The following is a 20,108-nucleotide window of genomic DNA, read 5'->3' on the forward strand; positions in this document are numbered from 1 at the left end:
CTTTTTTACTTGTTGAGTAAAATTAGCTTTAGAACTAAAAAAAACGGTTATAGAATTAGTGGGAATAATTACAAAATTAATAGGTTTGTAATTGAACAATATTCAAAATACTATGGATTTAACCTGGAATGAATTTGAAAGAACCGATATGCGTGTCGGAACCATTATAGAAGTAAATGATTTTCCTGAAGCCAGAAAACCGGCTTATCAGCTCACAATTGACTTTGGTGCAGCAATCGGCATCCGAAAATCATCAGCACAAATTACCAAACGTTACCAAAAAGAAGATTTGGTAAATAGGCAAATTGTAGCGGTTGTAAATTTCCCAAGAAAACAAATCGGAAAGTTTATGAGCGAATGTCTGGTTCTTGGTGCAGTAGGCGAGGAGGGAGATGTTATTTTATTAGCTCCTGATTTTAAAATAGGAAATGGACTTAGGATTGGGTAGTTTTTTAGTTTTCAGTCTCAGTCTCAGTCTCAGTCTCAGTCTCAGTTTTCAGTCTTAGTCTCAGTATTCAGTCTCAGGGTAAAACTGTAAACTGAGACTGCGACTGAAAACTAAAAATTAAGAAATTTTCGATAACAATTGCTGTAATATCAATTGCCCTTCTTCCCAGTATTTTAAGTCCGAATCAGAGTTGATGTGCCCTTGTTGGCCTACGCTTACAAAATCACTTCCCCATTGTTGGGCAAAATATTGTTTTCTTTCAAATGTAGCATAAGGATCATTTTCGCTTGCCACCACTATCGACGGAAATGGCAATGTATAAATGGGCATAGGCGCAAAATTTCTGATAATATCCGGAGTATGCTCAGGTGAATCAACATCAGCGGGAGCGACTAATAATGCGCCTACAATGTTTTTGTTGTTATTTGTTTTAGCCCAATGCAAAACCAAAGAAACGGCCAAACTATGTGCTACCAGAATCGTTGGTTCATTAAGTTTTGCTACTTCTTCATTTAATCTTTCGAGCCATTCTTCTCGAACAGGTTCGTCCCAATTGTCCTGAACGATTCTGATTGAGTTTTCGAATTTTTTATGCCAAAAGGTTTGCCAGTGTTTTTCGCCGGAATTTCCGAGTCCGGGTAATATTAGTAGTTTCGTTTCCATTGCCGTGGATTTTATTTTAAGGATTATTTTTTCTTTTCTTTTACGATGCGGTTAACTTCATTTACAAGCAAAGGAAATGCAGGTTCCGTCATTCCGTGTCCGTAACCGTCTAATTCGTATAATTTCGTTTGTGTATGTCCAACCAGTTTCATCATTCTGGCCAAATAGGCGTTTTCTTCATAACGGCCTAACATCTCCAATTCGCGGTCTCCCGTAATCAATAAAAGTGGCGGAGCATCGGCACGAACGTGGTATAGTGGCGCAAAAGTATCAATTACAGGCTGTTTTTCAGGAATTCCGTTTTCTCTTCTAATTTCGAAATGCGTAATACATTGTCCGCTAAACGGAATTAATCCTGCAATTTTATTCGCATCAATTCCTTCTTTTTGAAGATATTTTTTATCTAAAGCAATCATCATTCCTAAATATCCTCCTGCCGAATGTCCGGAAACAAATACCAAAGAAGGATCGCCTCCATAATTGGTAATATTGTTAAAAACCCAGGCAACGGCCGCAGCGGCATCGTCGATCGCTTTTGCTGCTTTTGCTTTTGGTGACAATCTGTAGTTTACACCAATGATAGCAAAACCTTTATTTTTTAAGGCTTCCGGAATCTCTTTGCTTCCGCCTGTTAGTCCGCCTCCGTGAAACCAGACAATCGTGGCGAAATTTTTAGTGTTTTTAGGATAGTAAATATCTAAAACGCATCTTTCGTTAATATAACTGTCGGATTTGTTTGTTGCAGTATTGTAATATTGAATATTTGTCTTGGTTTCGTAATCCAGTTTTTGGGCAAAAGAAGAAGCTCCAATAAATAAGAAAGTAAGTAAGAGGATTAATTTTTTCATTTTAAAAAGCATTGAATTGTTGATGGCCAATTTGAGAAATATAAACTCGAAATCTAAAATAATAAATTAATATAACCTGTTGGGTGTAATGCAGAAAAAAAACAATTGAACACATAGAAACATAGATTTTATGTTTTTGAAAAGTAAACAAAAAGAAACTAGTTTCTCACACATAGCTATGTTTGTTAATGCAAGTGAAACGCCTTTTTTGAGTTTAGTAATTCTATGTTTCTATGTGTTTAAAATGTTTATAACTAGCAGTTTAATATGTATAAAAAAAGTCCAAAATGCAGAACATTTGGACTTGTGCTTTTTCAAGTTATTTTCGACTAAATATCGTCAAAATCAATATCAGTAAAACTGGTTCTTTGTGTTTCAGGTTTATCAGAACCATATTCTTTTTTAAAGTCTTTTTGGTGTCTCTCAGAAATTACTTCTTCGCCTTTGTGGTTCAAGACATATGAAGTCATTTCTTCTAGTATTTCAGCGAAAGCACTAAAATCTTCTTTGTACAAGTAAATTTTGTGTTTTTTAAAATGAAAAGAACCGTCTTCTTCGGTAAATTTTTTGCTTTCGGTAATAGTGATATAATAATCATCAGCTTTAGTAGCTCTCACATCAAAGAAATAAGTTCTTCTTCCTGCTCGTAATACTTTAGAAAAAATCTCTTCTTTTTCTAACATGTCATTTTCTCTCATAATACGTTCTATCATTTTTGGAATTAATAGTACTCAAAAATCATAAAAAATTATCTATTACGCAACATTTAAAGTAATTCTTTTTCCGAAAGTTGTTTTAAATATAACGACGCATAATATCCTTCCTGATTTATTAATTGATTATGAGAGCCTTGTTGAATGATCCTGCCGTCTTCTAAAATAATTATATTATCAGCGTTCTTTGCAGAGGATACACGGTGGCTTACAATTATAGTAGTCTTATCTTTACATATTTCGAATAAATTATTCAAAATTGTTTCTTCAGTTTCTGTGTCTACAGCCGATAAACAATCGTCGAAAAGCAGTATGGCCGGGTTTTTAATAATCGCACGTGCAATAGATACACGCTGCTTTTGTCCGCCCGAAAGTGTAATACCTCTTTCTCCTAAAATAGTATCGTATTGTTTGTTAAAAGCGGCAATATTATCATGAACAACAGCATTTTTGGCAGCTTCAATTACTTGTTCGTCTGTAGCGTTTTGATTACCAAATTTAATGTTGTTTTTTATTGTGTCTGAGAATAAAAAAGCATCCTGAGGTACAATTCCAATATTATTTCTAAGATCATTTAAGTTTAAAGTGCTGATTTCGTTTCCGTCAATCGTGATTCTTCCTTCGGTCACATCATACAAACGTGAAATCAAAGACAAGATGGTTGATTTTCCGGAACCGGTTTTTCCTAGAATAGCCAGCGTTTCTCCTTTTTTTACCGTAAAAGTTACATTTTTTAAAGCCTCGATATTAGTATCTTCATAAGTGTAGCTTACATTTTCGAAAGCAATTGCTCCCTGAATATCAGATGAATTTTCGTTTTTGTTCTTGATTTCAGGTTCTAATTTCAAAAACTCATTCAAACGTTTCTGAGAAGCTTCTGCCTCCTGAACCATCGACGAAACCCATCCTAACGAAGCTACAGGCCACGTTAGCATATTTACATATAAAATAAACTCAGCAATAGTACCAATATTAGGGATCGTTCCGTTGATATACATAACACCTCCAAAATAAATCACCACCAAATTACTAATCCCGATTAAGGCAATCATTAAAGGACCAAATAGCGATTGTACTTTGGCTAAGTCTAAACTCTTCTTTTTGCTTTCATCGGCAAGCGCCACCATATTATTCTGGTGTTGATTTTCTAGTGAATTTGCTTTGATTACTCTAATTCCGGAAAAAATTTCCTGAGAAAAACTTGATACTTTCGATAAATATTGCTGAAATGTGGTGCTTCGTTTATTGATTTCAGAGCTTAATTTAAAAATACAATACGAAAGAATCGGCAAAGGCAAAATAGTATATAAGGTCAATAATGGCGAAACATTATACATATATATAATAACGATAGCAAAACGTATAAAAGTATTGATCGTATACATTACTGCCGGACCAACATACATACGCACTTTAGAAACGTCTTCGCTAATACGATTCATTAAATCTCCGGTACGGTTTTGTTTGTAGAAATTCTGTGAAAGGTTTTCGTATTGTTTAAAAACCTCATTTTTTAAATCAAACTCGATATGACGCGACATTACGATTAAAGTCTGGCGCATCAAAAACGTTAAAAACCCAGCGACAATCGTAGTAGCTATGATTAACAGTACGTTATGAATTAATCCGTCGCGATAACTATCTATAACTACTTGCGATGTTTGTTCTGCTTTTGGCAGCTTATCGAACTTCTCGATAGCGTTTAGGGACTTACTGATAAGCTTAGGAGTAAATAAAGAGAATATTTGTGCGATTATGGTGATTAAAATTCCTAAAGAGAAACTATATTTATATTTTATGAAATATTTGTTTAAATAGCTTAATTCTTTCATTTTTTTAAGAGATTCAATGTTGAATTGTGTTGATATTGTAAATTTTTATGAATTAAAATTAACGGAAAGTATAATTTAATCAAAACAAAACGATTGTTATATTGTTATTTTAAAGATAAAAAATTAGCACAAGTGTATTTTTTATATAAATTTGAGAAGTCTTTTTGACAAATTCATAATTTTAACTAATAAATACTAGCGCTATGGATGCAACTTTCGCAACTGGAAAGGAACTTCAAAAAATGGATCCTGTTTTTGGTCAACTGTCTTTTGATGATCACGAACAAATTGTTTTTTGCAATGACAAAGATACGGGTTTAAAAGCAATTATTGGTATTCATAATTCAGTTATGGGGCCAGCTTTAGGAGGGACCAGAATGTGGAACTATAATACTGAATGGGAAGCATTAAACGATGTTTTGCGTCTTTCCAGAGGTATGACATATAAATCTGCCATCACAGGATTAAACATTGGTGGAGGTAAAGCAGTAATTATTGGTGATGCTAAAACGCAAAAAACGCCAGAATTAATGCGCAAGTTTGGAGAGTTTGTTCACTCTTTGGGCGGAAGATATATTACAGCAGAAGATGTTGGAATGGAAACTAAAGATATGGACACTGTAAGAGATGTAACTCCTTATGTTACGGGTATCTCTGAAGAAAGAGGTGGTTCAGGAAATCCTTCTCCAATTACTGCTTACGGAGTTTATTTAGGAATGAAAGCTGCTGCTAAAAGTCAATTTGGTACTGATGTTTTAGATGGTAAAAAAGTTTTGGTTCAGGGAATTGGTCACGTTGGTGAAGCTTTAGTAGAATATTTGACTAAAGAAGGAGCAATCGTTACAATTACAGATATCAACGAAGAAAAATTATTTCAGGTAGCTTCAAAATACAACGCAACAGTTTATACTGGTGAAGATTTGTATACTGCAGATGTTGATATTTATGCGCCATGTGCAATGGGAGCAATCATTAATGACGATACAGTAAACAAAATTAAAGCTAAAGTTATCGCTGGTGCGGCAAACAATCAGTTGGCTGATGAAAATGTTCACGGAGCAAGATTACAGGAAAGAGGTATTTTATATGCACCGGATTTCTTAATCAATGCTGGTGGAATCATCAATGTTTATGCTGAATTAGAGCACTACGGTAAAGCTGAAATCATGGCAAAAACCGAAAATATCTATAACACTACATTAGAAATTATCGATTATGCTGTTAAAAACGGTATGACAACACATAAAGCGGCACTTACAATTGCTCAAAATCGTATCGATTTGAGAAAAATTGAAAACGCTGCTAAAAAGTAATTTTTAGTTTACAGTTGACAGTCTCAGTCTCAGTCTCGGTTTTCAGTTGAAAATTGAGACTGAGACTTTTTTTATGCCCCGCTATTGAATACTGAGACTGAAAACTGAGACTAAAAACCGCGACTTTTTCAGCCACTTTCTGCAGTATTGCAAACCGCGACTGATAACTGTGACTAAAAATTGCGAATAAATTTTATTATAAGGATTGAAATTGCTAATTTTGCAGACTAATTTTTAAATGTTCTTACAAGGTGGTAAATAGAAGACACATACGCGTTAAAGTAATGCAATCCATTTATGCAATGCATCAAAGCGGTTCTGATAATCTGGAAAAAGAAGAGAAGTTTCTTTTTTACAGTATCGATAATATTCAGGATTTATATCTTATAATGCTTTCTTCATTGATTGAAATCTGCAAAAAAGAATCAGTTTTCTTGCATTTATCAAGCAAAAAACATCTTGCAACTGCTGCGGAACGTAATCCGAACGAAAAGTTCATCAATAACAAAATTTTTCAACTTCTTGCCGAAAGTAATTCTTTAAGCATTGCTTTAGAAAATCGTAAAATCAACAACTGGTCTTTAAACGATGATTATATCATTTTACTTTTAAATGATATTAAATCAAGTGATGTATATGCAAAATACATGAGCACTACAACAAATACTTTCGAAGAAGACAGACAATTTGTGATCGATTTATTTGCCGATGTAATTGTTCCTAACGAAAAATTATACGAGTATTTAGAAGATGATAAATTAACATGGGTTGATGATATTCCCGTTGTAAATACACATATCGTTAAACAATTAAAAGCAATTAAAACTCAGGATCCTGATGATTTTAGAGTGCCAAAATTGTACAAAGATGTTGAAGATAAAGATTTTGCTAAAGATTTGTTTAGAAGAACAGTTTTGAACGAAACTATTTTTGCAAAAGAATACGACGATAAAACACCAAATTGGGACAGTGAAAGAATTGCTGAAATTGATACTATTATTTTGAAAATGGCAATTTGTGAATTTTTAAAATTCCCTTCAATTCCAGTAAAAGTAACTCTTAACGAATATTTAGAAATTGCAAAAGAGTATTCTACACCAAAAAGTAGTATTTTTATCAACGGAATTTTAGATAACCTTGTTAAAGAACTAACGGCTAATAAAAAGATGGTTAAAGTTGGACGTGGATTAATGTAAAAATTTTGATAAATCTCAATTTTTTTAAAATCCAAATTCCAATTATTGATGTCGCTTTAAGCGAAGTCAAAGAGCCAAAAATATAAATATTAATAACAAAAATAAAAACTGAATACTATGCAAGATTTAATGAAATTTGCTCCTTATTTACTAATGTTTGTAGTGTTGTATTTCTTCATGATCAGACCACAACAAAAAAGAGCGAAAAACGAAAAAGAATTTGAAAATAGCCTAAAAGTAGGTGACAAAATAATTACAAAAAGTGGTTTTCACGGTAAAGTGGTTGAGCTTGCAGAAACAAGTGCAGTTATCGAAACAATGTCAGGAAAATTAAAAATTGAGCGTTCAGCTATTTCTATGGAAATGAGTGCTGCTTTGAATAAAAAGGCTTAATTTTTTAAATTAGAATATTTAAAATCCCAAATTCCAAAACTGGAGTTTGGGATTTTTTTTGTGTTTGATTTAAAAGCATTGTGAGTCTTTGCGAGGAACGAAGCAATCTCATTATGTGAATATAGGCGTGTCAGACTGAGCGAAGTCGAAGTCCCGCAAAGAGTAATCACAATCCAGGCAATAGCATGGCACGCGGATTACACTGATTCGCTTCGCGAAATCGCAGATTTTACACGGATTTTTTTATTCTCATTTTTTGTCTACAATCATTCCAAATTATTCGTATTGTTAATTGTAGAGACGCACAGCAGTGCGTCTACGCAAAGAGATTCAATTCCAAGGTCGACAAAGTTGTAATTAGACAAAAGTCTACATACAACGTAACCATAAAGTATGTCTTCCCGAGGAACGAGGGATCTCCGTAAGAGGTTCGACAAAGATTGTGGTGACAATGTGTGATAATTCTGCATAGTGTTGCTTCGTTCCTTGCAATGACATTACAACAAAAAAAACCTTTGTCAAAGTCTAAAACTTTGACAAAGGTCTATAATAGGTATAATTGGAATTTGGAATTTTTTCCTTTCCCAATCTTCAAAATTGGAATTTATTTTTCCTTTTATCTTTTTCTTTTAGGCTTCTCAGCTACATCAAAAGCACCCGGAATTGCAGTTAATTTAGCAATTTTTACAATAACGTCAGTTGCTTTTTGAATGCTTTCTGCGGGAACATATTCGTATTTTCCGTGAAAGTTATGACCACCAGCAAATATATTCGGACAAGGTAATCCCATAAATGATAATTGCGATCCGTCGGTTCCGCCACGAATAGGTTTAATGACAGGTTTAATGTTTAGTTCTCTCATTGCTTTTTCGGCAATATCAACGATGTATTTTACCGGAAGTACTTTTTCTTTCATATTGTAATACTGATCTTTTACTTCAGCAATTACGATATCTTCACCAAATTGTTTAGCGAATTTTTTATTGATTTTTTTTGCAATTTTACCAATTAAATCTTTTCGTTTTTCGAATTTCAGTTTGTTATGATCACGAATAATCAATTCTAAAACCGTTTCTTCGATATTTCCTGTTATGTGGTGCACGTGAAAAAATCCTTCGTAACCTTTAGTTTCCTGTGGAGTTTCTCCTTTTGGAAGTTCGTTGATAAAATCATTAGCAATCAACATCGAATTGATCATTTTTCCTTTGGCATAACCAGGATGAACGCTTTTTCCTTTAAAAGTAATTTTAGCTCCGGCAGCATTAAAATTCTCATATTCTAATTCACCAATTTGGCTTCCGTCCATCGTGTAAGCCCATTGTGCGCCAAATTTCTCCACATCAAAATGATGCGCTCCACGACCAATTTCTTCATCGGGAGTAAAGCCAATTCTAATTTTTCCATGTTTGATTTCAGGATGCTGAATTAAATATTCCATTGCCGAAACAATTTCAGTAATTCCTGCTTTATCATCTGCACCTAACAATGTTGTTCCGTCAGTTGTGATGATTGTTTGTCCTTTATATTGAAGTAAATCTTTAAAATAATTTGGAGATAAAACGATGTTTTTCTCTGCATTTAAGATGATGTCTTTACCATCGTAATTCTCGATGATCTGAGGTTTTACATTTGCCCCACTAAAATCCGGAGAAGTATCAAAATGCGAAACAAAACCAATTGTTGGTACTTCGTGATCTACATTACTTGGCAAAGTTGCCATGATATAAGCTTTGTCGTCTATTGTAACATCAGACAGACCAATTGTTTTTAGTTCTTCGACTAATTTATTGGCAAGATTCCATTGTTTTTCTGTACTTGGAGTGGTATTTGAATTTGGGTCTGACTCAGTATCAATAGTAACGTAACTGATAAAACGATCTATAATATGTTGCATTTGTTTAATTTTTAGCAAATATAAGCAAATAATTAGGCGTTGTGAAGCTCTAAATTATGAAAAATGAAAAAATGGAATGAAAAAATTTTGCCACGAATTTCACGAATTTTAATTTTTTATTTAAAACTTAAAAATCCAATTTCCCGAATTAAGATTCGACAAATTGGATTTCTGTATTAAATTAATTGGTGCTAATTCGTGAAATTCGTGGCAAACCTTTTTTCCAAAATTATTGCACACATCTAAAACCAATATGGTTTGCCGGTGATTTATAATCTCCTTTTCCTCTTGTTCCTACCATGTATCGCGTACAATATTGATCTGTACATAAAAAGGATCCTCCACGCTGTACTTTTTTAGGTAAATTAGGTTCTCCCGGATCATAAGAAGATTCAGGACCTTGCGGATTTCTGGCAACCTGACCTTTTTCGCTTATTACAGCATAATAATCTGCTGTATACCAGTCATTTGTCCATTCCCATACATTTCCTCCAATATCGTAAAGTCCGTAAGAATTGGGTTCGAATTGTGCTGTTGGCGCAATACCAATATAGCCATCTTCTCCGGTATCTCCTTTTTCTACAGGAAAGTGACCCTGATATATGTTAGCCTGAAATTTTCCTTTTGGTTTTAAGGTGTTTCCCCATGCATATAATTGTCCTGATTTTCCGCCACGTGCAGCAAACTCCCATTCGGCTTCAGTTGGCAATCTTTTGCCCGCCCATTTAGCGTAAGCTGCCGCATCATCGTAAGAAATTTGAACCACAGGATAATTGCCTCTTCCTTTTATAGAACTTCCGGCTCCTTCCGGATGTCTCCAGTCTGCGCCCTGAACATATGTCCACCATTGCATGTAGTTATTTAAATTTACGGTCGCAGGAGTAGGGGTAAAAACAGCCGATCCGGCAACTAAATTTTCTATTGGTGCATCAGGATATTCTTCGTGAGTTGGTTTTATTTCGGCTAATGTTACATAACCTGTCGCTTTTACAAAAGCTTCAAATTGGTCGTTGGTTACTTCGGTTTGATCCATATAAAAGCCATCTACATATACGCGATGTATGGGCGCTGCATCTTTTGTAACGCCTTTTATGCTGCATAAACTTTCATCTTCGACATTGCTTCCCATAGAGAATTCTCCGCCTGGAATCCAGACCATGCCTTTAGGCGCTTTATTTAAGGGAGGTTTGTTTTTGTTTTCAATTGTGGGTTTAAATAACGAAGCTTCAGCAGTATTTGGGGTTTCGGCACAATCCATTGCTGCTAACTTTTGTTTTGGAGCAATAATTTTAGTGTAGCCATAAGCAATCGAAATGATCGAGATAGTTAGGATTGCTAAGATCCAATAGGTTTTGTTTTTCATTATGGTTGGGTTTTGTGGTATTTAAATAGGGTATAAAGTTAAAAAATAACTTTTAATTATAGTTGTCCTATAGAATTAATTACTTGTCTTCTTCAACAAGAACAACTTCGTATTTGCTTTTGCCATCAACCTGAACGGGCTGATAATAAGTTTCGCCAAATTTCACATATTTTACATCGCCAATTGTAACTTCTTCACCACCTTCCGGCAAATTATCAACAACAGTTCCGGCAGTGGGTGGAACGACTTTATAAGAGCTTCCCTCTTTTTCATAATACGTTCCTCCGTAATAATAGTTATTGACGGTGCCGGTATTAACGGTTTCTGCTCCACTCGGAATATTATTGACGGTTCCTCCAACAGGTGCGGGCACTGCTGTATAACCTCCATTAGAAGGTGCGTACCAAACGCCCTGATCATAATGATATTGAGTGCTTTCTACGCTAACTACAATGGCTGTAACGGCCAGAGTTGCTACGAAAAATCCCCATGGATGCCAAACTGGCCCGTAATAAAACGGATGATAAGGATGAAAATAATAAGGATGAAAAGTATTGTAGCGATAACCTCCGTATCTATAAGGCGGACGATTGTAAACCACAACCGTATTTCGTCTTACAACAGTATTTCTATTGTTGTTGATATTAATATTATTGTTGCGACTTCTGTCAATATTTACATTATTTCTGTTTCGGTTTACTGTGTTTCCGCTAATGTTGGTATTTCTGTTTCCGGAATTTCTGGTAGTATTATTATTGATATTCGCTTTTCTGTTATTAATATTTGTGTTTGAAGCGTTCGAAGGTCTGTTAATTTTAGTACCAGAGCCATTAGATCCTGGTCTTGTTGTTGATCTGTTTACTGCTGGTCGGGATTGATTAGCAGGCCTGTTTACTGCGGGTCTTGATTTTGCTCCACCACGAATGCCATTACCGCCATTGTGACCACGCTGCGCAATACTATCAAATGAAATCAAGAAAAATGATCCCATTAAACAGATAAGTGCGATTTTTTTAAGGTTTTTTTTTATGTTTTTCATTTTCAGTATTTTAAGCTTATTAAAATTATAAAAAAAATAAGAATAATAGTAAAAAAGTACCATTATTTTAGTTTGCAATTGTGGTTTAAAAATGCGCTTTCGTTTTCTAAGTATTTATTTTCCTCCAAAGTTTTTTGCGATTCCTAATCCAATTCCCCAACTGTCGTAGGCATTCCATTTAAAATCGTAACTAAACGTTCCAAAAATTTCCCATCCTTTTGGTAATTCGTAACCGTATTCGACTCCAATACGTGTTAAAAGATAATCTTCTTCTTTAGCAAATTCGCCTCCCATTCCTAATAGAAAACTCCAATGTTCATTTGTTTTGTAAATTCCCATAAGGGCAGGAGCAATAGGATAGCTTCTCTCTACAGTTTCTTTGTCGTCGCCACTTGCCAGATTTTTTTCTACTTTAAATTTTTCAATTACAAAATCAGTATGCAGTCCGATCGCCCATTTTTTACTAATATGATACGTATAGTCAACTCCCCAGGCGGGTAAGGTTAAAACTTCTCTGTTTCCTTCATCATCTCTTCCTTCAAAAACATGAACGTGATTTATTGATATTCCAATTTGATGATGAGGTTTAAAAACTTCCTTATCCCGACTTTCCTGAGCCAGTAATGATGCGCTAAAAAATATTATTATTAATAACGAAAAAGATTCAATGCATTTTTTGTAATTCATATCTTTTATTTTAAAAATTAAATTAGGATATCAAAACAGCGAAAGATCGAGCGATTTATGTTTAATGTAAAAAAAATCCAGTTCTTAAGAAAGTCAAATGGCTTGTAGAAGAAGAGTATACAGTTGATAAAAAAAGTCTGTTTTAATTTTTTTTTTTTTTTTGTTCAAATTAAAACGTTTTTATCTAATATGATAATAGTTATAATTTGTGATATAGTTTCAGTTTAAAAGAGAATTTTAATTTGTAACTATTTGTTTAAAAGGATTATATGGCTAAGTTAGTGAAATCGTTTTAATAGTTTTTATTTTTTTATAAATAAAAAATACAACTTATTCACTGAACTTCAAATTGGATAAAATAGAAAGAATGGAAACAGTTGATATAAATCATAGTCACTTTCAAGTATTATAATTAAATTTGCAATCGAAAAAAACACACAACACTCTTATGTATAAATTGATAATTCGCCCGATACTTTTTTGGTTTGATCCGGAAGAAGTGCATTACTTTACTTTTTCATTTGTTAAATTCATTTCGAAAATTCCAGGAGTTTCATCAATAATAAGATCCATTTACGAAGTAAAAGATACTCGTTTAGAGCGTGAAGTTTTTGGGATAAAATTCAAAAATCCGGTTGGTTTGGCAGCAGGATTTGATAAAGATGCCAAGTTATACAAAGAACTTTCTGATTTTGGTTTTGGTTTTATCGAAATAGGAACGGTAACTCCGGTTGGTCAGGATGGAAATCCAAAGAAACGTTTGTTTAGGTTAAAAGCCGATCAGGCGATTATTAACCGAATGGGTTTTAATAACGGTGGTGTTATCGAAGCCGTAGAACGTTTAAAAAAGAATACGGGAGTTTTGATTGGTGGAAACATTGGTAAAAACAAAGTAACGCCAAACGAAAATGCAGTAGACGATTATATCATTTGTTTTGATGCATTGTTTGATCATGTCGATTATTTTGTAGTAAATGTGAGTTCTCCAAACACACCAAATTTGAGAGCTTTGCAGGATAAAGAACCTTTAACGGCTTTGTTGCAAACATTACAAGACAGAAATGTAGAGAAACAAAAAACAAGTACTCAAAAAATAAAACCAATTTTATTAAAAATTGCTCCGGATCTTACAGACGAGCAATTGTTAGATATTATTGATATTGTAAAAACCACTCAAATTGCGGGTGTTATTGCAACCAATACTACAATCTCCAGAGAAGGTTTACAGTCTGAAAGCCAAACCGAAATGGGAGGTTTATCAGGAAAACCATTAACGAAACGTTCTACAGAAGTAATTGGTTTTCTATCTGAAAAAAGCAATAAAGCATTCCCGATTATTGGAGTAGGAGGAATACATTCTGCAGATGATGCAATCGAAAAATTAAATGCCGGGGCAAGTCTGGTACAATTGTACACCGGATTTATTTATGAAGGTCCGGCCTTGATAAAAGCAATTAATAAAAAAGTTCTAGAGCAATTGTAAAAGCAGCGCCTGAACAATTAATCCTGTAACAATAGCAGTGCCAAAACTCATCAAAGTACCAATCATAACGTACTCGGTGAGTTTTCTGTCTTTAGCCTCTTTCAGATCTCCAAATCTAAAAATAGATTTCGCCGCAAGTAAAAAACCAATCGCTTCAAAATGTCCTGTTAAGATAAAACAGAATACAAATAAGCGTTCTAAAATACCAATGTAGTTTCCTGCTTTGGTAAGCGAATTATCATTGTTGCTATTTTCGCTTTCCGGATGCCAGATCGAAATAATCGTTTTAATAAAAATAGAGGTAGGTTTGGTGATGAATAAAACACCTGTAATTAAAATCCAAAACTGATTATTAAACCATTGAAAGTTTATGGGTTCGTGTTGGTAAAGTAATACAACACCCATTAAAATTAAAACATGCGCAATTTGGTCTACAATAAACCAGGTACGTTTTGTTTTCTTTTTCTGAAAATGGAGTTTGATTAAATCGATAAGACCATGTATTACAGCAATTAAAAGCGCATAAGGTATAAACTGAGTTTCGCCAACTAAAATTGCAGCCAAAACTCCATGCAGAAGAATATGAAGATATAAATAAATACTTTTATGCTTTTTGGCTTCTTTATCTTTTACCCAGGAGTTGGGTTGCCATATAAAATCGCCTAATAAATGTGCTAAAAGTAGTTTTATAAATAAAATCATAACGTGGTAAGTTGTTTTATTTCTGTTCTAAAATAACGATCTAATTGCAGGACCAAATCAAACTGAGCACGCTTTTGTCTGCGGCTTACGGCAGCTTGATTAATACCCAGTTTTTGTCCTAATTCTTCTTGAGATAACGTAGGGTTTTCTATGGCAACGGCTATAAATTCGGCTTGTTGTGCGAGCCAGTTGTCCATAAAAGTCAAAGCCAGTTGTATCATCAGGTTTATTTTTTCGTCAAAAGATACATCACCCGTTCTCATCGCCAGCGTTAGTTTTTGTTTTTTTAAAGTTTCGAAAAGCTCTCCTGAATGTATAAAAGCCGAACCGTTACTTTCGGATATTTTCTCTGCTTCATGCGTTTTATCACCAAAACCAATACTCATTCTGGCATCTAATTTTAGCGCCCTTAAATGTGCTTTTATCAAAATAGCTGACCATAACGCCTCTTCAGGATTTTTAATTTCTACCTGAAATTCATCACCTCTGTAAACTTCCCATTCACGAGGAGTTTCTCCAAACGGAGACAGGATTTTTTTTAAATCCTCGACCCAATGTTTAGACGTTTGTTGTCTTGAACCAATGATATCTCCGGTAATTACGCTTGTCATATTCAAATATAATTAAAAATAAATTAATTTTTGTATTACAAATATACGTAATAAAATTAAATATTACATTTATGTGTAATATTGATGACTATTCCTTTTTTAAGTAATGATTGAAAGTGCTACAATATTGAGGAAGTAGAGAGAGAATCAAAAAACTAATACATTTTATATGTATCATTCAAATAGTTAGCTCTAAAATGAACTTATATCACTTATATGGTAAAAAAATAACAGTAAGAGTTTTTTTTTATTTGTTTAAAAAAGAAACTAACTTAGCCTTTACAAAAGAATAAGCTTTGAATAAAGAAATCAAGATTATCGAATGTCCACGTGATGCCATGCAAGGCATCAAAACTTTTATTCCTACCAAAAATAAAGTTTCGTATATACAGGCTTTACTTCGTGTAGGCTTTGATACGATTGATTTCGGGAGTTTTGTTTCTCCCAAAGCAATTCCGCAAATGCAGGATACAGCTGAGGTTTTGGCACAACTTGATTTATCGCAAACCACAAGCAAATTGTTGGCTATAATTGCCAATACGCAAGGTGCAACGTTAGCGGCAGAACACGAACCCATTCAGTATTTAGGATTTCCGTTTTCGATATCTGAGAATTTTCAAATGCGAAATACGCACAAAACCATTGCAGAATCTTTAGTGACACTCGAGGAAATTCTTGAAATTGCCGATAAGAAAAACAAAGAAGTCGTGACCTATCTTTCAATGGGTTTCGGAAATCCGTACGGAGATCCGTGGAATGTAGAAATCGTTGGCGAATGGACAGAAAAATTAGCCGGAATGGGGGTAAAGATTTTATCACTTTCAGATACCGTTGGTAGCTCTACGCCCGAAGTTATCACCTATCTTTTTTCGAATCTTATTCCTAAATATCCTCAAATAGAATTTGGTGCACATTTGCATACAACGCCCAATAGTTGGTTCGAGAAAATCGATGCCGCATCAAAAGCAGGTTGTACCCGTTTTGATGGCGCTATTCAGGGTTTTGGCGGATGCCCAATGGCAACAGATAAATTAACCGGAAACATGCCAACAGAAAAACTAATTTCATATTTTACATCCAATAAAAAAATAACCGGTTTAAATTCTTTAAGTTTTGAAAGCGCTTATAACGAAGCCTCGAAATTATTTGGTAAATTTCATTAAGAAATTTACTATATTTACTTATAGCAGATAATAAGTAATAACAGAATAACGTTGTGTGTTATTTAGATATATAACCTACCCATGAAAGCAACTTTTTTAAAGAGAATTTCTACGATATTATTTATATCCTTCCTGTTTTTTTCATGCTCAAGCGATTTAGATTTTGATCAGACCAAAGACCTAAAATTAGAGCCTGTCTTTGTTGCTAATTTGGCTTATTTTAATGTTCCCGCAACTCAGCTCATGAACGACGGAAGCTTAGCGGTTTATCCTGATGTAACTGAATTTGACGCTTTCAAGGACAAATACTTTAGAGAACATCTGGTAAAAACAGAACTTGATTTTGAAATTGACAACACCATAATCAGAGCATTTAGAATCGATTTAATACTTCTCGATGCCAATAATCAGGTTTTGGAGACAGATTCCTATAATGTTCCCGCCTATTCCGGAACATCAAATGTTATTAAATTTCCAACCGAAGTGTTCGAAGGCGCAAGATTAGATCTCCTAAAAAGAACTACTAAATTAGGTTTTCTGGTAACAATGGCACCCGGACCTCCGTTAGATCAAAATAGTACAGGTAATTTAAAATTCAAGTCAGGCGCAACCGTTTATATGCAAATCGAATGAGAAAAATTTATCTGATTTTAATTATCGCCTTTCAACTTTCCGGTTTTGCTCAGAACAAAGAAGTGTTGTATAATTTTACATCCATCCCTCAATCATCACTTGTAAATCCCGGAGCCGATGTTTCGTATAAATTCTATTTCGGAATTCCCGTTTTGTCCGGAGTTTCGGCCAATTTAGGTTCGAGTAGTTTTTCGGCCTACGATTTATTTGCGAATAACGGAGTCGATTTTAATGACAAAGTTCGAAACGTAATCAATAATTCGTCCAGTAAAGATAAAGCTCAGGTCAATCAGCAACTCGAATTATTTTCTGGTGGTTTTAGAGTAGGAGGAAGAGATAGTCAGTCTTATATTTCGTTTGGAGCCTATCAGGAATTTGATTTCTTAATGTATGTTCCTAAAGACCTCGGCATATTGGCCTTAGACGGAAATCGCAATCATATTGGCAAAGCATTTAATCTTGCCGATTTAAACGTCCGTGCCGAAGTCCTTTCTGTATTTCATGTCGGATTTCATAAAAAACTAAATGAAAAACTGGTTTTAGGAGGCCGCGCAAAACTCTATTCAAGCGGTGCAAATGCTACATCTACTAAAAATTCAGGATTTATTTATACAGGACAAAATGAAGGATCGCCCAATATGTACAATCAGGTAATTGCTTCAAATCTGGAACTTAAAACTTCAGGAATTGCAACTTTTACAAAAGACGAATACGAAGGCAGTATTCCTAAAGATATTGCTCACAATACTTTCTTTAACGGAAGTTTGGGCTTTGGCATCGATGCCGGATTGACCTATTATTTCAAAGATAACCTTCAGTTTACAGCCAGTGTTGTAGACCTTGGTTTTATCAATCACACAAAAGATCTTGAAACGAGAAGTTATAAAGGAACTTATAATTATCAGGGAGCAAATCCTAGTTTTGATCCTGCAAACGAGCCGGGAGATATTTTTGATGATTTCGAGAATGCCATACCGCGTGAAACATCTTATAATAAGTATACCACCTGGCGACCAACTAAGTTTTATTCGTCAATTCAATATTCTTTTGGCGAATCGCGTTCTAACGGAGATTGTAATTGCAAAGGAAAAACAACCACAAGTTATGCCAATGCAATCGGTGGGCAATTGTTTATTATGTCAATGCCTGTTGAGCCTTTCGTGGCGTTAACCGCTTTTTATAAACGAAATATTTTCGAGAAATTAGATTTTAAAGCCACCTATACATTCGATTCTTATTCAAACAAAAATATTGGTTTAGGGCTTTCAGGAACACTCGGAAAACTCAATATGTATCTTCTCGTCGATAATGTCCTCGAATACAAAGATGTTTCAAAAGCCAATAGTGTTGCATTCCAGTTTGGTTTCAATTTTGTTTTCCACGATTCTGAAGACTAAAACAAATCTCAATAAGTAGAAGACAAATTCCAATTTTTTCAAATTCCAAATTCCAATTCCTGGCATTCGGGTTTTATTGGAATTTACCCATTGGAATTTTGATCATCAGTTGGAATTTGGGATTTGAAAAAATTGGAATTTAATTTGATGTTATTTGTAAGACCTTTCGTGTAAAGTTAAATTTATGAATAAGTTAGTAATCAAGTTTCCAATTTATTCACTATATTTGCACGCAATTCAACTAGAAATTGCAACATGATAGCACACAACTCCAAGATTATCGGCGAAGGTTTAACTTACGACGATGTATTATTAGTACCTAACTACTCGAATGTGCTTCCTCGCGAAGTGAGTATCAAATCAAAATTTTCACGAAATATAACACTAAACGTTCCAATAGTATCAGCTGCTATGGATACCGTTACTGAAAGTTCTATGGCAATTGCTATGGCACAAGAAGGCGGAATTGGTGTTTTACATAAAAACATGACAATCGAGCAACAAGCTGCGAAAGTTAGAAGAGTAAAACGTGCTGAGTCAGGAATGATTATCGATCCGGTAACATTGCCAATGAATTCTACAATTGCAGATGCAAAAAATGCCATGAAAGAATTCGGAATTGGCGGAATCCCAATCGTTGACGAAAACAAAATCCTTAAAGGAATTGTTACTAACCGTGATTTACGTTTCGAAAAAAACGGAGCAAGACCAATCGCCGAAGTAATGACAAGTACTAACTTAGTTACGGTTGCCGAAGGAACTTCATTAGAACAAGCCGAAGTAGTTTTACAAGGACATAAAATCGAAAAATTACCAGTTGTAAACGCTAACTACGAATTAGTTGGTTTAATTACTTTCAGAGATATTACAAAATTAACTCAAAAACCAATCGCCAACAAAGACGTTTTCGGACGTTTAAGAGTTGCCGCTGCAATTGGTGTTACAGGTGATGCTGTTCAAAGAGCAGAAGCATTAGTAGCTGCCGGAGTAGATGCTATTATCATCGATACAGCTCACGGACATACTGAAGGTGTGGTAAATACCTTAAAAGAAGTAAAATCAAAATTCCCACAAATAGATGTAATTGTTGGTAACATTGCAACTCCTGAAGCAGCTAAATATTTAGTAGCAAACGGAGCAGACGGTGTAAAAGTAGGAATCGGACCTGGTTCTATCTGTACAACCCGTATCGTTGCAGGTGTTGGTTTCCCACAATTCTCAGCAGTTCTTGAAGTAGCCGCAGCTATCAAAGGAACAGGAGTTCCTGTTATTGCTGATGGTGGAATTCGTTATACAGGAGATATTCCTAAAGCAATCGCTGCCGGTGCTGACTGTGTAATGTTAGGATCTTTATTAGCAGGAACAAAAGAATCTCCAGGTGAAACGATTATCTTCGAGGGAAGAAAATTCAAATCTTACCGCGGAATGGGTTCTGTTGAAGCGATGCAAACAGGTTCTAAAGACCGTTACTTTCAGGATGTTGAAGACGACGTTAAAAAATTAGTTCCGGAAGGAATCGTTGGTCGTGTTCCTTACAAAGGAGAATTAAACGAAAGTATGCTTCAATTCGTTGGAGGTCTTCGTGCCGGAATGGGGTATTGTGGTTCAAAAGACATTCCTACGTTACAAGAAACAGGACGTTTTGTTAGAATCACCTCAAGCGGAATCACAGAAAGTCATCCACACAACGTAACAATTACAAAAGAAGCTCCAAATTATTCAAGATAATC

19 protein-coding genes are annotated in these 20,108 nt (G+C 34.6%); 9 read left to right on the plus strand and 10 right to left on the minus strand.

Annotation, left to right across the window (positions count from 1 at the left end; all coding sequences use genetic code 11):
- Window positions 1-112 precede the first annotated feature (112 nt).
- On the plus strand, window positions 113-448 hold the full coding sequence (locus tag L0669_RS11280; protein WP_263763939.1) for a tRNA-binding protein: 336 nt from the start codon (window positions 113-115) through the stop codon (window positions 446-448).
- A 117-nt stretch (window positions 449-565) separates the two neighbouring features.
- Here the strand turns inward: L0669_RS11280 and L0669_RS11285 are convergent, their stop codons facing one another.
- From L0669_RS11285 to L0669_RS11300, 4 genes are all read right to left on the minus strand, one after another.
- A complete protein-coding gene (locus tag L0669_RS11285) occupies window positions 566-1,111 on the minus strand; it encodes an RBBP9/YdeN family alpha/beta hydrolase (RefSeq protein WP_263763559.1) in 546 nt (181 codons plus the stop codon).
- 23 nt (window positions 1,112-1,134) lie between these two features.
- Window positions 1,135-1,959 (minus strand): alpha/beta hydrolase, encoded by an 825-nt coding sequence (locus L0669_RS11290; RefSeq protein WP_263763561.1) that lies wholly within the window; start codon window positions 1,957-1,959, stop codon window positions 1,135-1,137.
- Window positions 1,960-2,288: 329 nt separating this feature from the next.
- Window positions 2,289-2,657, minus strand: coding sequence for a PUR family DNA/RNA-binding protein (locus tag L0669_RS11295; RefSeq protein ID WP_055098480.1), 369 nt, complete (start codon window positions 2,655-2,657; stop codon window positions 2,289-2,291).
- Between the two features lie 68 nt (window positions 2,658-2,725).
- Complete coding sequence (locus L0669_RS11300) at window positions 2,726-4,504, minus strand: ABC transporter ATP-binding protein (protein WP_263763563.1); 1,779 nt, start codon at window positions 4,502-4,504, stop codon at window positions 2,726-2,728.
- A gap of 203 nt (window positions 4,505-4,707) precedes the next feature.
- On the opposite strand from L0669_RS11300, the gene L0669_RS11305 reads away from it, so the two are divergent.
- The 3 genes from L0669_RS11305 (at window position 4,708) to yajC (ending at window position 7,406) form a co-directional block, all read left to right on the plus strand.
- Complete coding sequence (locus L0669_RS11305) at window positions 4,708-5,817, plus strand: Glu/Leu/Phe/Val family dehydrogenase (RefSeq protein WP_302774473.1); 1,110 nt, start codon at window positions 4,708-4,710, stop codon at window positions 5,815-5,817.
- A 284-nt stretch (window positions 5,818-6,101) separates the two neighbouring features.
- A complete protein-coding gene (gene nusB / locus L0669_RS11310; protein ID WP_173971536.1) occupies window positions 6,102-7,013 on the plus strand; it encodes a transcription antitermination factor NusB in 912 nt (303 codons plus the stop codon).
- Between the two features lie 117 nt (window positions 7,014-7,130).
- Entirely contained in the window at window positions 7,131-7,406 is a 276-nt protein-coding gene (gene yajC / locus L0669_RS11315) for a preprotein translocase subunit YajC (RefSeq protein ID WP_173971537.1), read from the plus strand.
- 616 nt (window positions 7,407-8,022) lie between these two features.
- Here yajC and pepT read toward each other — a convergent pair.
- From pepT to L0669_RS11335, 4 genes are all read right to left on the minus strand, one after another.
- Window positions 8,023-9,300 (minus strand): peptidase T, encoded by a 1,278-nt coding sequence (gene pepT, locus L0669_RS11320; RefSeq protein ID WP_263763565.1) that lies wholly within the window; start codon window positions 9,298-9,300, stop codon window positions 8,023-8,025.
- A 229-nt stretch (window positions 9,301-9,529) separates the two neighbouring features.
- A complete protein-coding gene (locus L0669_RS11325; RefSeq protein ID WP_263763567.1) occupies window positions 9,530-10,663 on the minus strand; it encodes a formylglycine-generating enzyme family protein in 1,134 nt (377 codons plus the stop codon).
- Window positions 10,664-10,742: 79 nt separating this feature from the next.
- Entirely contained in the window at window positions 10,743-11,702 is a 960-nt protein-coding gene (locus L0669_RS11330) for a DUF6515 family protein (protein WP_263763569.1), read from the minus strand.
- 114 nt (window positions 11,703-11,816) lie between these two features.
- Complete coding sequence (locus L0669_RS11335; RefSeq protein ID WP_263763571.1) at window positions 11,817-12,389, minus strand: hypothetical protein; 573 nt, start codon at window positions 12,387-12,389, stop codon at window positions 11,817-11,819.
- Window positions 12,390-12,837: 448 nt separating this feature from the next.
- Here L0669_RS11335 and L0669_RS11340 point away from each other — a divergent pair, with 448 nt between their 5' ends.
- Window positions 12,838-13,872, plus strand: a complete 1,035-nt coding sequence (locus tag L0669_RS11340) for a quinone-dependent dihydroorotate dehydrogenase (protein ID WP_263763573.1) — start codon at window positions 12,838-12,840, stop codon at window positions 13,870-13,872.
- Here L0669_RS11340 and L0669_RS11345 read toward each other — a convergent pair.
- A complete protein-coding gene (locus tag L0669_RS11345) occupies window positions 13,858-14,574 on the minus strand; it encodes a DUF3307 domain-containing protein (RefSeq protein ID WP_263763575.1) in 717 nt (238 codons plus the stop codon). The genes L0669_RS11340 and L0669_RS11345 overlap by 15 nt on opposite strands.
- A complete protein-coding gene (locus tag L0669_RS11350; protein WP_263763577.1) occupies window positions 14,571-15,185 on the minus strand; it encodes a SatD family protein in 615 nt (204 codons plus the stop codon). Before L0669_RS11350 ends, L0669_RS11345 begins: the two co-directional genes overlap by 4 nt.
- 296 nt (window positions 15,186-15,481) lie before the next feature.
- On the opposite strand from L0669_RS11350, the gene L0669_RS11355 reads away from it, so the two are divergent.
- The 4 genes from L0669_RS11355 to guaB all read left to right on the plus strand — a co-directional run bounded on the left by L0669_RS11355 (window position 15,482) and on the right by guaB (window position 20,106).
- The gene (locus L0669_RS11355; protein WP_173968987.1) at window positions 15,482-16,348 is read left to right on the plus strand and encodes a hydroxymethylglutaryl-CoA lyase; all 867 of its coding nucleotides are present in this window, start codon (window positions 15,482-15,484) and stop codon (window positions 16,346-16,348) included.
- An 81-nt stretch (window positions 16,349-16,429) separates the two neighbouring features.
- Complete coding sequence (locus L0669_RS11360; RefSeq protein WP_263763579.1) at window positions 16,430-16,981, plus strand: hypothetical protein; 552 nt, start codon at window positions 16,430-16,432, stop codon at window positions 16,979-16,981.
- A complete protein-coding gene (locus L0669_RS11365; protein ID WP_263763581.1) occupies window positions 16,978-18,378 on the plus strand; it encodes a DUF5723 family protein in 1,401 nt (466 codons plus the stop codon). The genes L0669_RS11360 and L0669_RS11365 overlap by 4 nt, the downstream gene beginning before the upstream one ends.
- Window positions 18,379-18,633: 255 nt before the next feature.
- Window positions 18,634-20,106, plus strand: coding sequence for an IMP dehydrogenase (guaB, locus tag L0669_RS11370; protein WP_173968993.1), 1,473 nt, complete (start codon window positions 18,634-18,636; stop codon window positions 20,104-20,106).
- The last annotated feature ends 2 nt before the right edge of the window (window positions 20,107-20,108 follow it).

Source organism: Flavobacterium bizetiae, assembly GCF_024271895.1.
Taxonomy (GTDB): domain Bacteria; phylum Bacteroidota; class Bacteroidia; order Flavobacteriales; family Flavobacteriaceae; genus Flavobacterium; species Flavobacterium bizetiae.

Bases quoted from the DNA above. Each gene is read 5' to 3' on its own strand.
- L0669_RS11280 (WP_263763939.1), top strand. From the start codon at position 113: ATGGATTTAACCTGGAATGAATTTGAAAGAACCGATATGCGTGTCGGA.
- L0669_RS11285 (WP_263763559.1), bottom strand. From the start codon at position 1,111: ATGGAAACGAAACTACTAATATTACCCGGACTCGGAAATTCCGGCGAA.
- L0669_RS11290 (WP_263763561.1), bottom strand. From the start codon at position 1,959: ATGAAAAAATTAATCCTCTTACTTACTTTCTTATTTATTGGAGCTTCT.
- L0669_RS11295 (WP_055098480.1), bottom strand. From the start codon at position 2,657: ATGAGAGAAAATGACATGTTAGAAAAAGAAGAGATTTTTTCTAAAGTA.
- L0669_RS11300 (WP_263763563.1), bottom strand. From the start codon at position 4,504: ATGAAAGAATTAAGCTATTTAAACAAATATTTCATAAAATATAAATAT.
- L0669_RS11305 (WP_302774473.1), top strand. From the start codon at position 4,708: ATGGATGCAACTTTCGCAACTGGAAAGGAACTTCAAAAAATGGATCCT.
- nusB (WP_173971536.1), top strand. From the start codon at position 6,102: ATGCAATCCATTTATGCAATGCATCAAAGCGGTTCTGATAATCTGGAA.
- yajC (WP_173971537.1), top strand. From the start codon at position 7,131: ATGCAAGATTTAATGAAATTTGCTCCTTATTTACTAATGTTTGTAGTG.
- pepT (WP_263763565.1), bottom strand. From the start codon at position 9,300: ATGCAACATATTATAGATCGTTTTATCAGTTACGTTACTATTGATACT.
- L0669_RS11325 (WP_263763567.1), bottom strand. From the start codon at position 10,663: ATGAAAAACAAAACCTATTGGATCTTAGCAATCCTAACTATCTCGATC.
- L0669_RS11330 (WP_263763569.1), bottom strand. From the start codon at position 11,702: ATGAAAAACATAAAAAAAAACCTTAAAAAAATCGCACTTATCTGTTTA.
- L0669_RS11335 (WP_263763571.1), bottom strand. From the start codon at position 12,389: ATGAATTACAAAAAATGCATTGAATCTTTTTCGTTATTAATAATAATA.
- L0669_RS11340 (WP_263763573.1), top strand. From the start codon at position 12,838: ATGTATAAATTGATAATTCGCCCGATACTTTTTTGGTTTGATCCGGAA.
- L0669_RS11345 (WP_263763575.1), bottom strand. From the start codon at position 14,574: ATGATTTTATTTATAAAACTACTTTTAGCACATTTATTAGGCGATTTT.
- L0669_RS11350 (WP_263763577.1), bottom strand. From the start codon at position 15,185: ATGACAAGCGTAATTACCGGAGATATCATTGGTTCAAGACAACAAACG.
- L0669_RS11360 (WP_263763579.1), top strand. From the start codon at position 16,430: ATGAAAGCAACTTTTTTAAAGAGAATTTCTACGATATTATTTATATCC.
- L0669_RS11365 (WP_263763581.1), top strand. From the start codon at position 16,978: ATGAGAAAAATTTATCTGATTTTAATTATCGCCTTTCAACTTTCCGGT.
- guaB (WP_173968993.1), top strand. From the start codon at position 18,634: ATGATAGCACACAACTCCAAGATTATCGGCGAAGGTTTAACTTACGAC.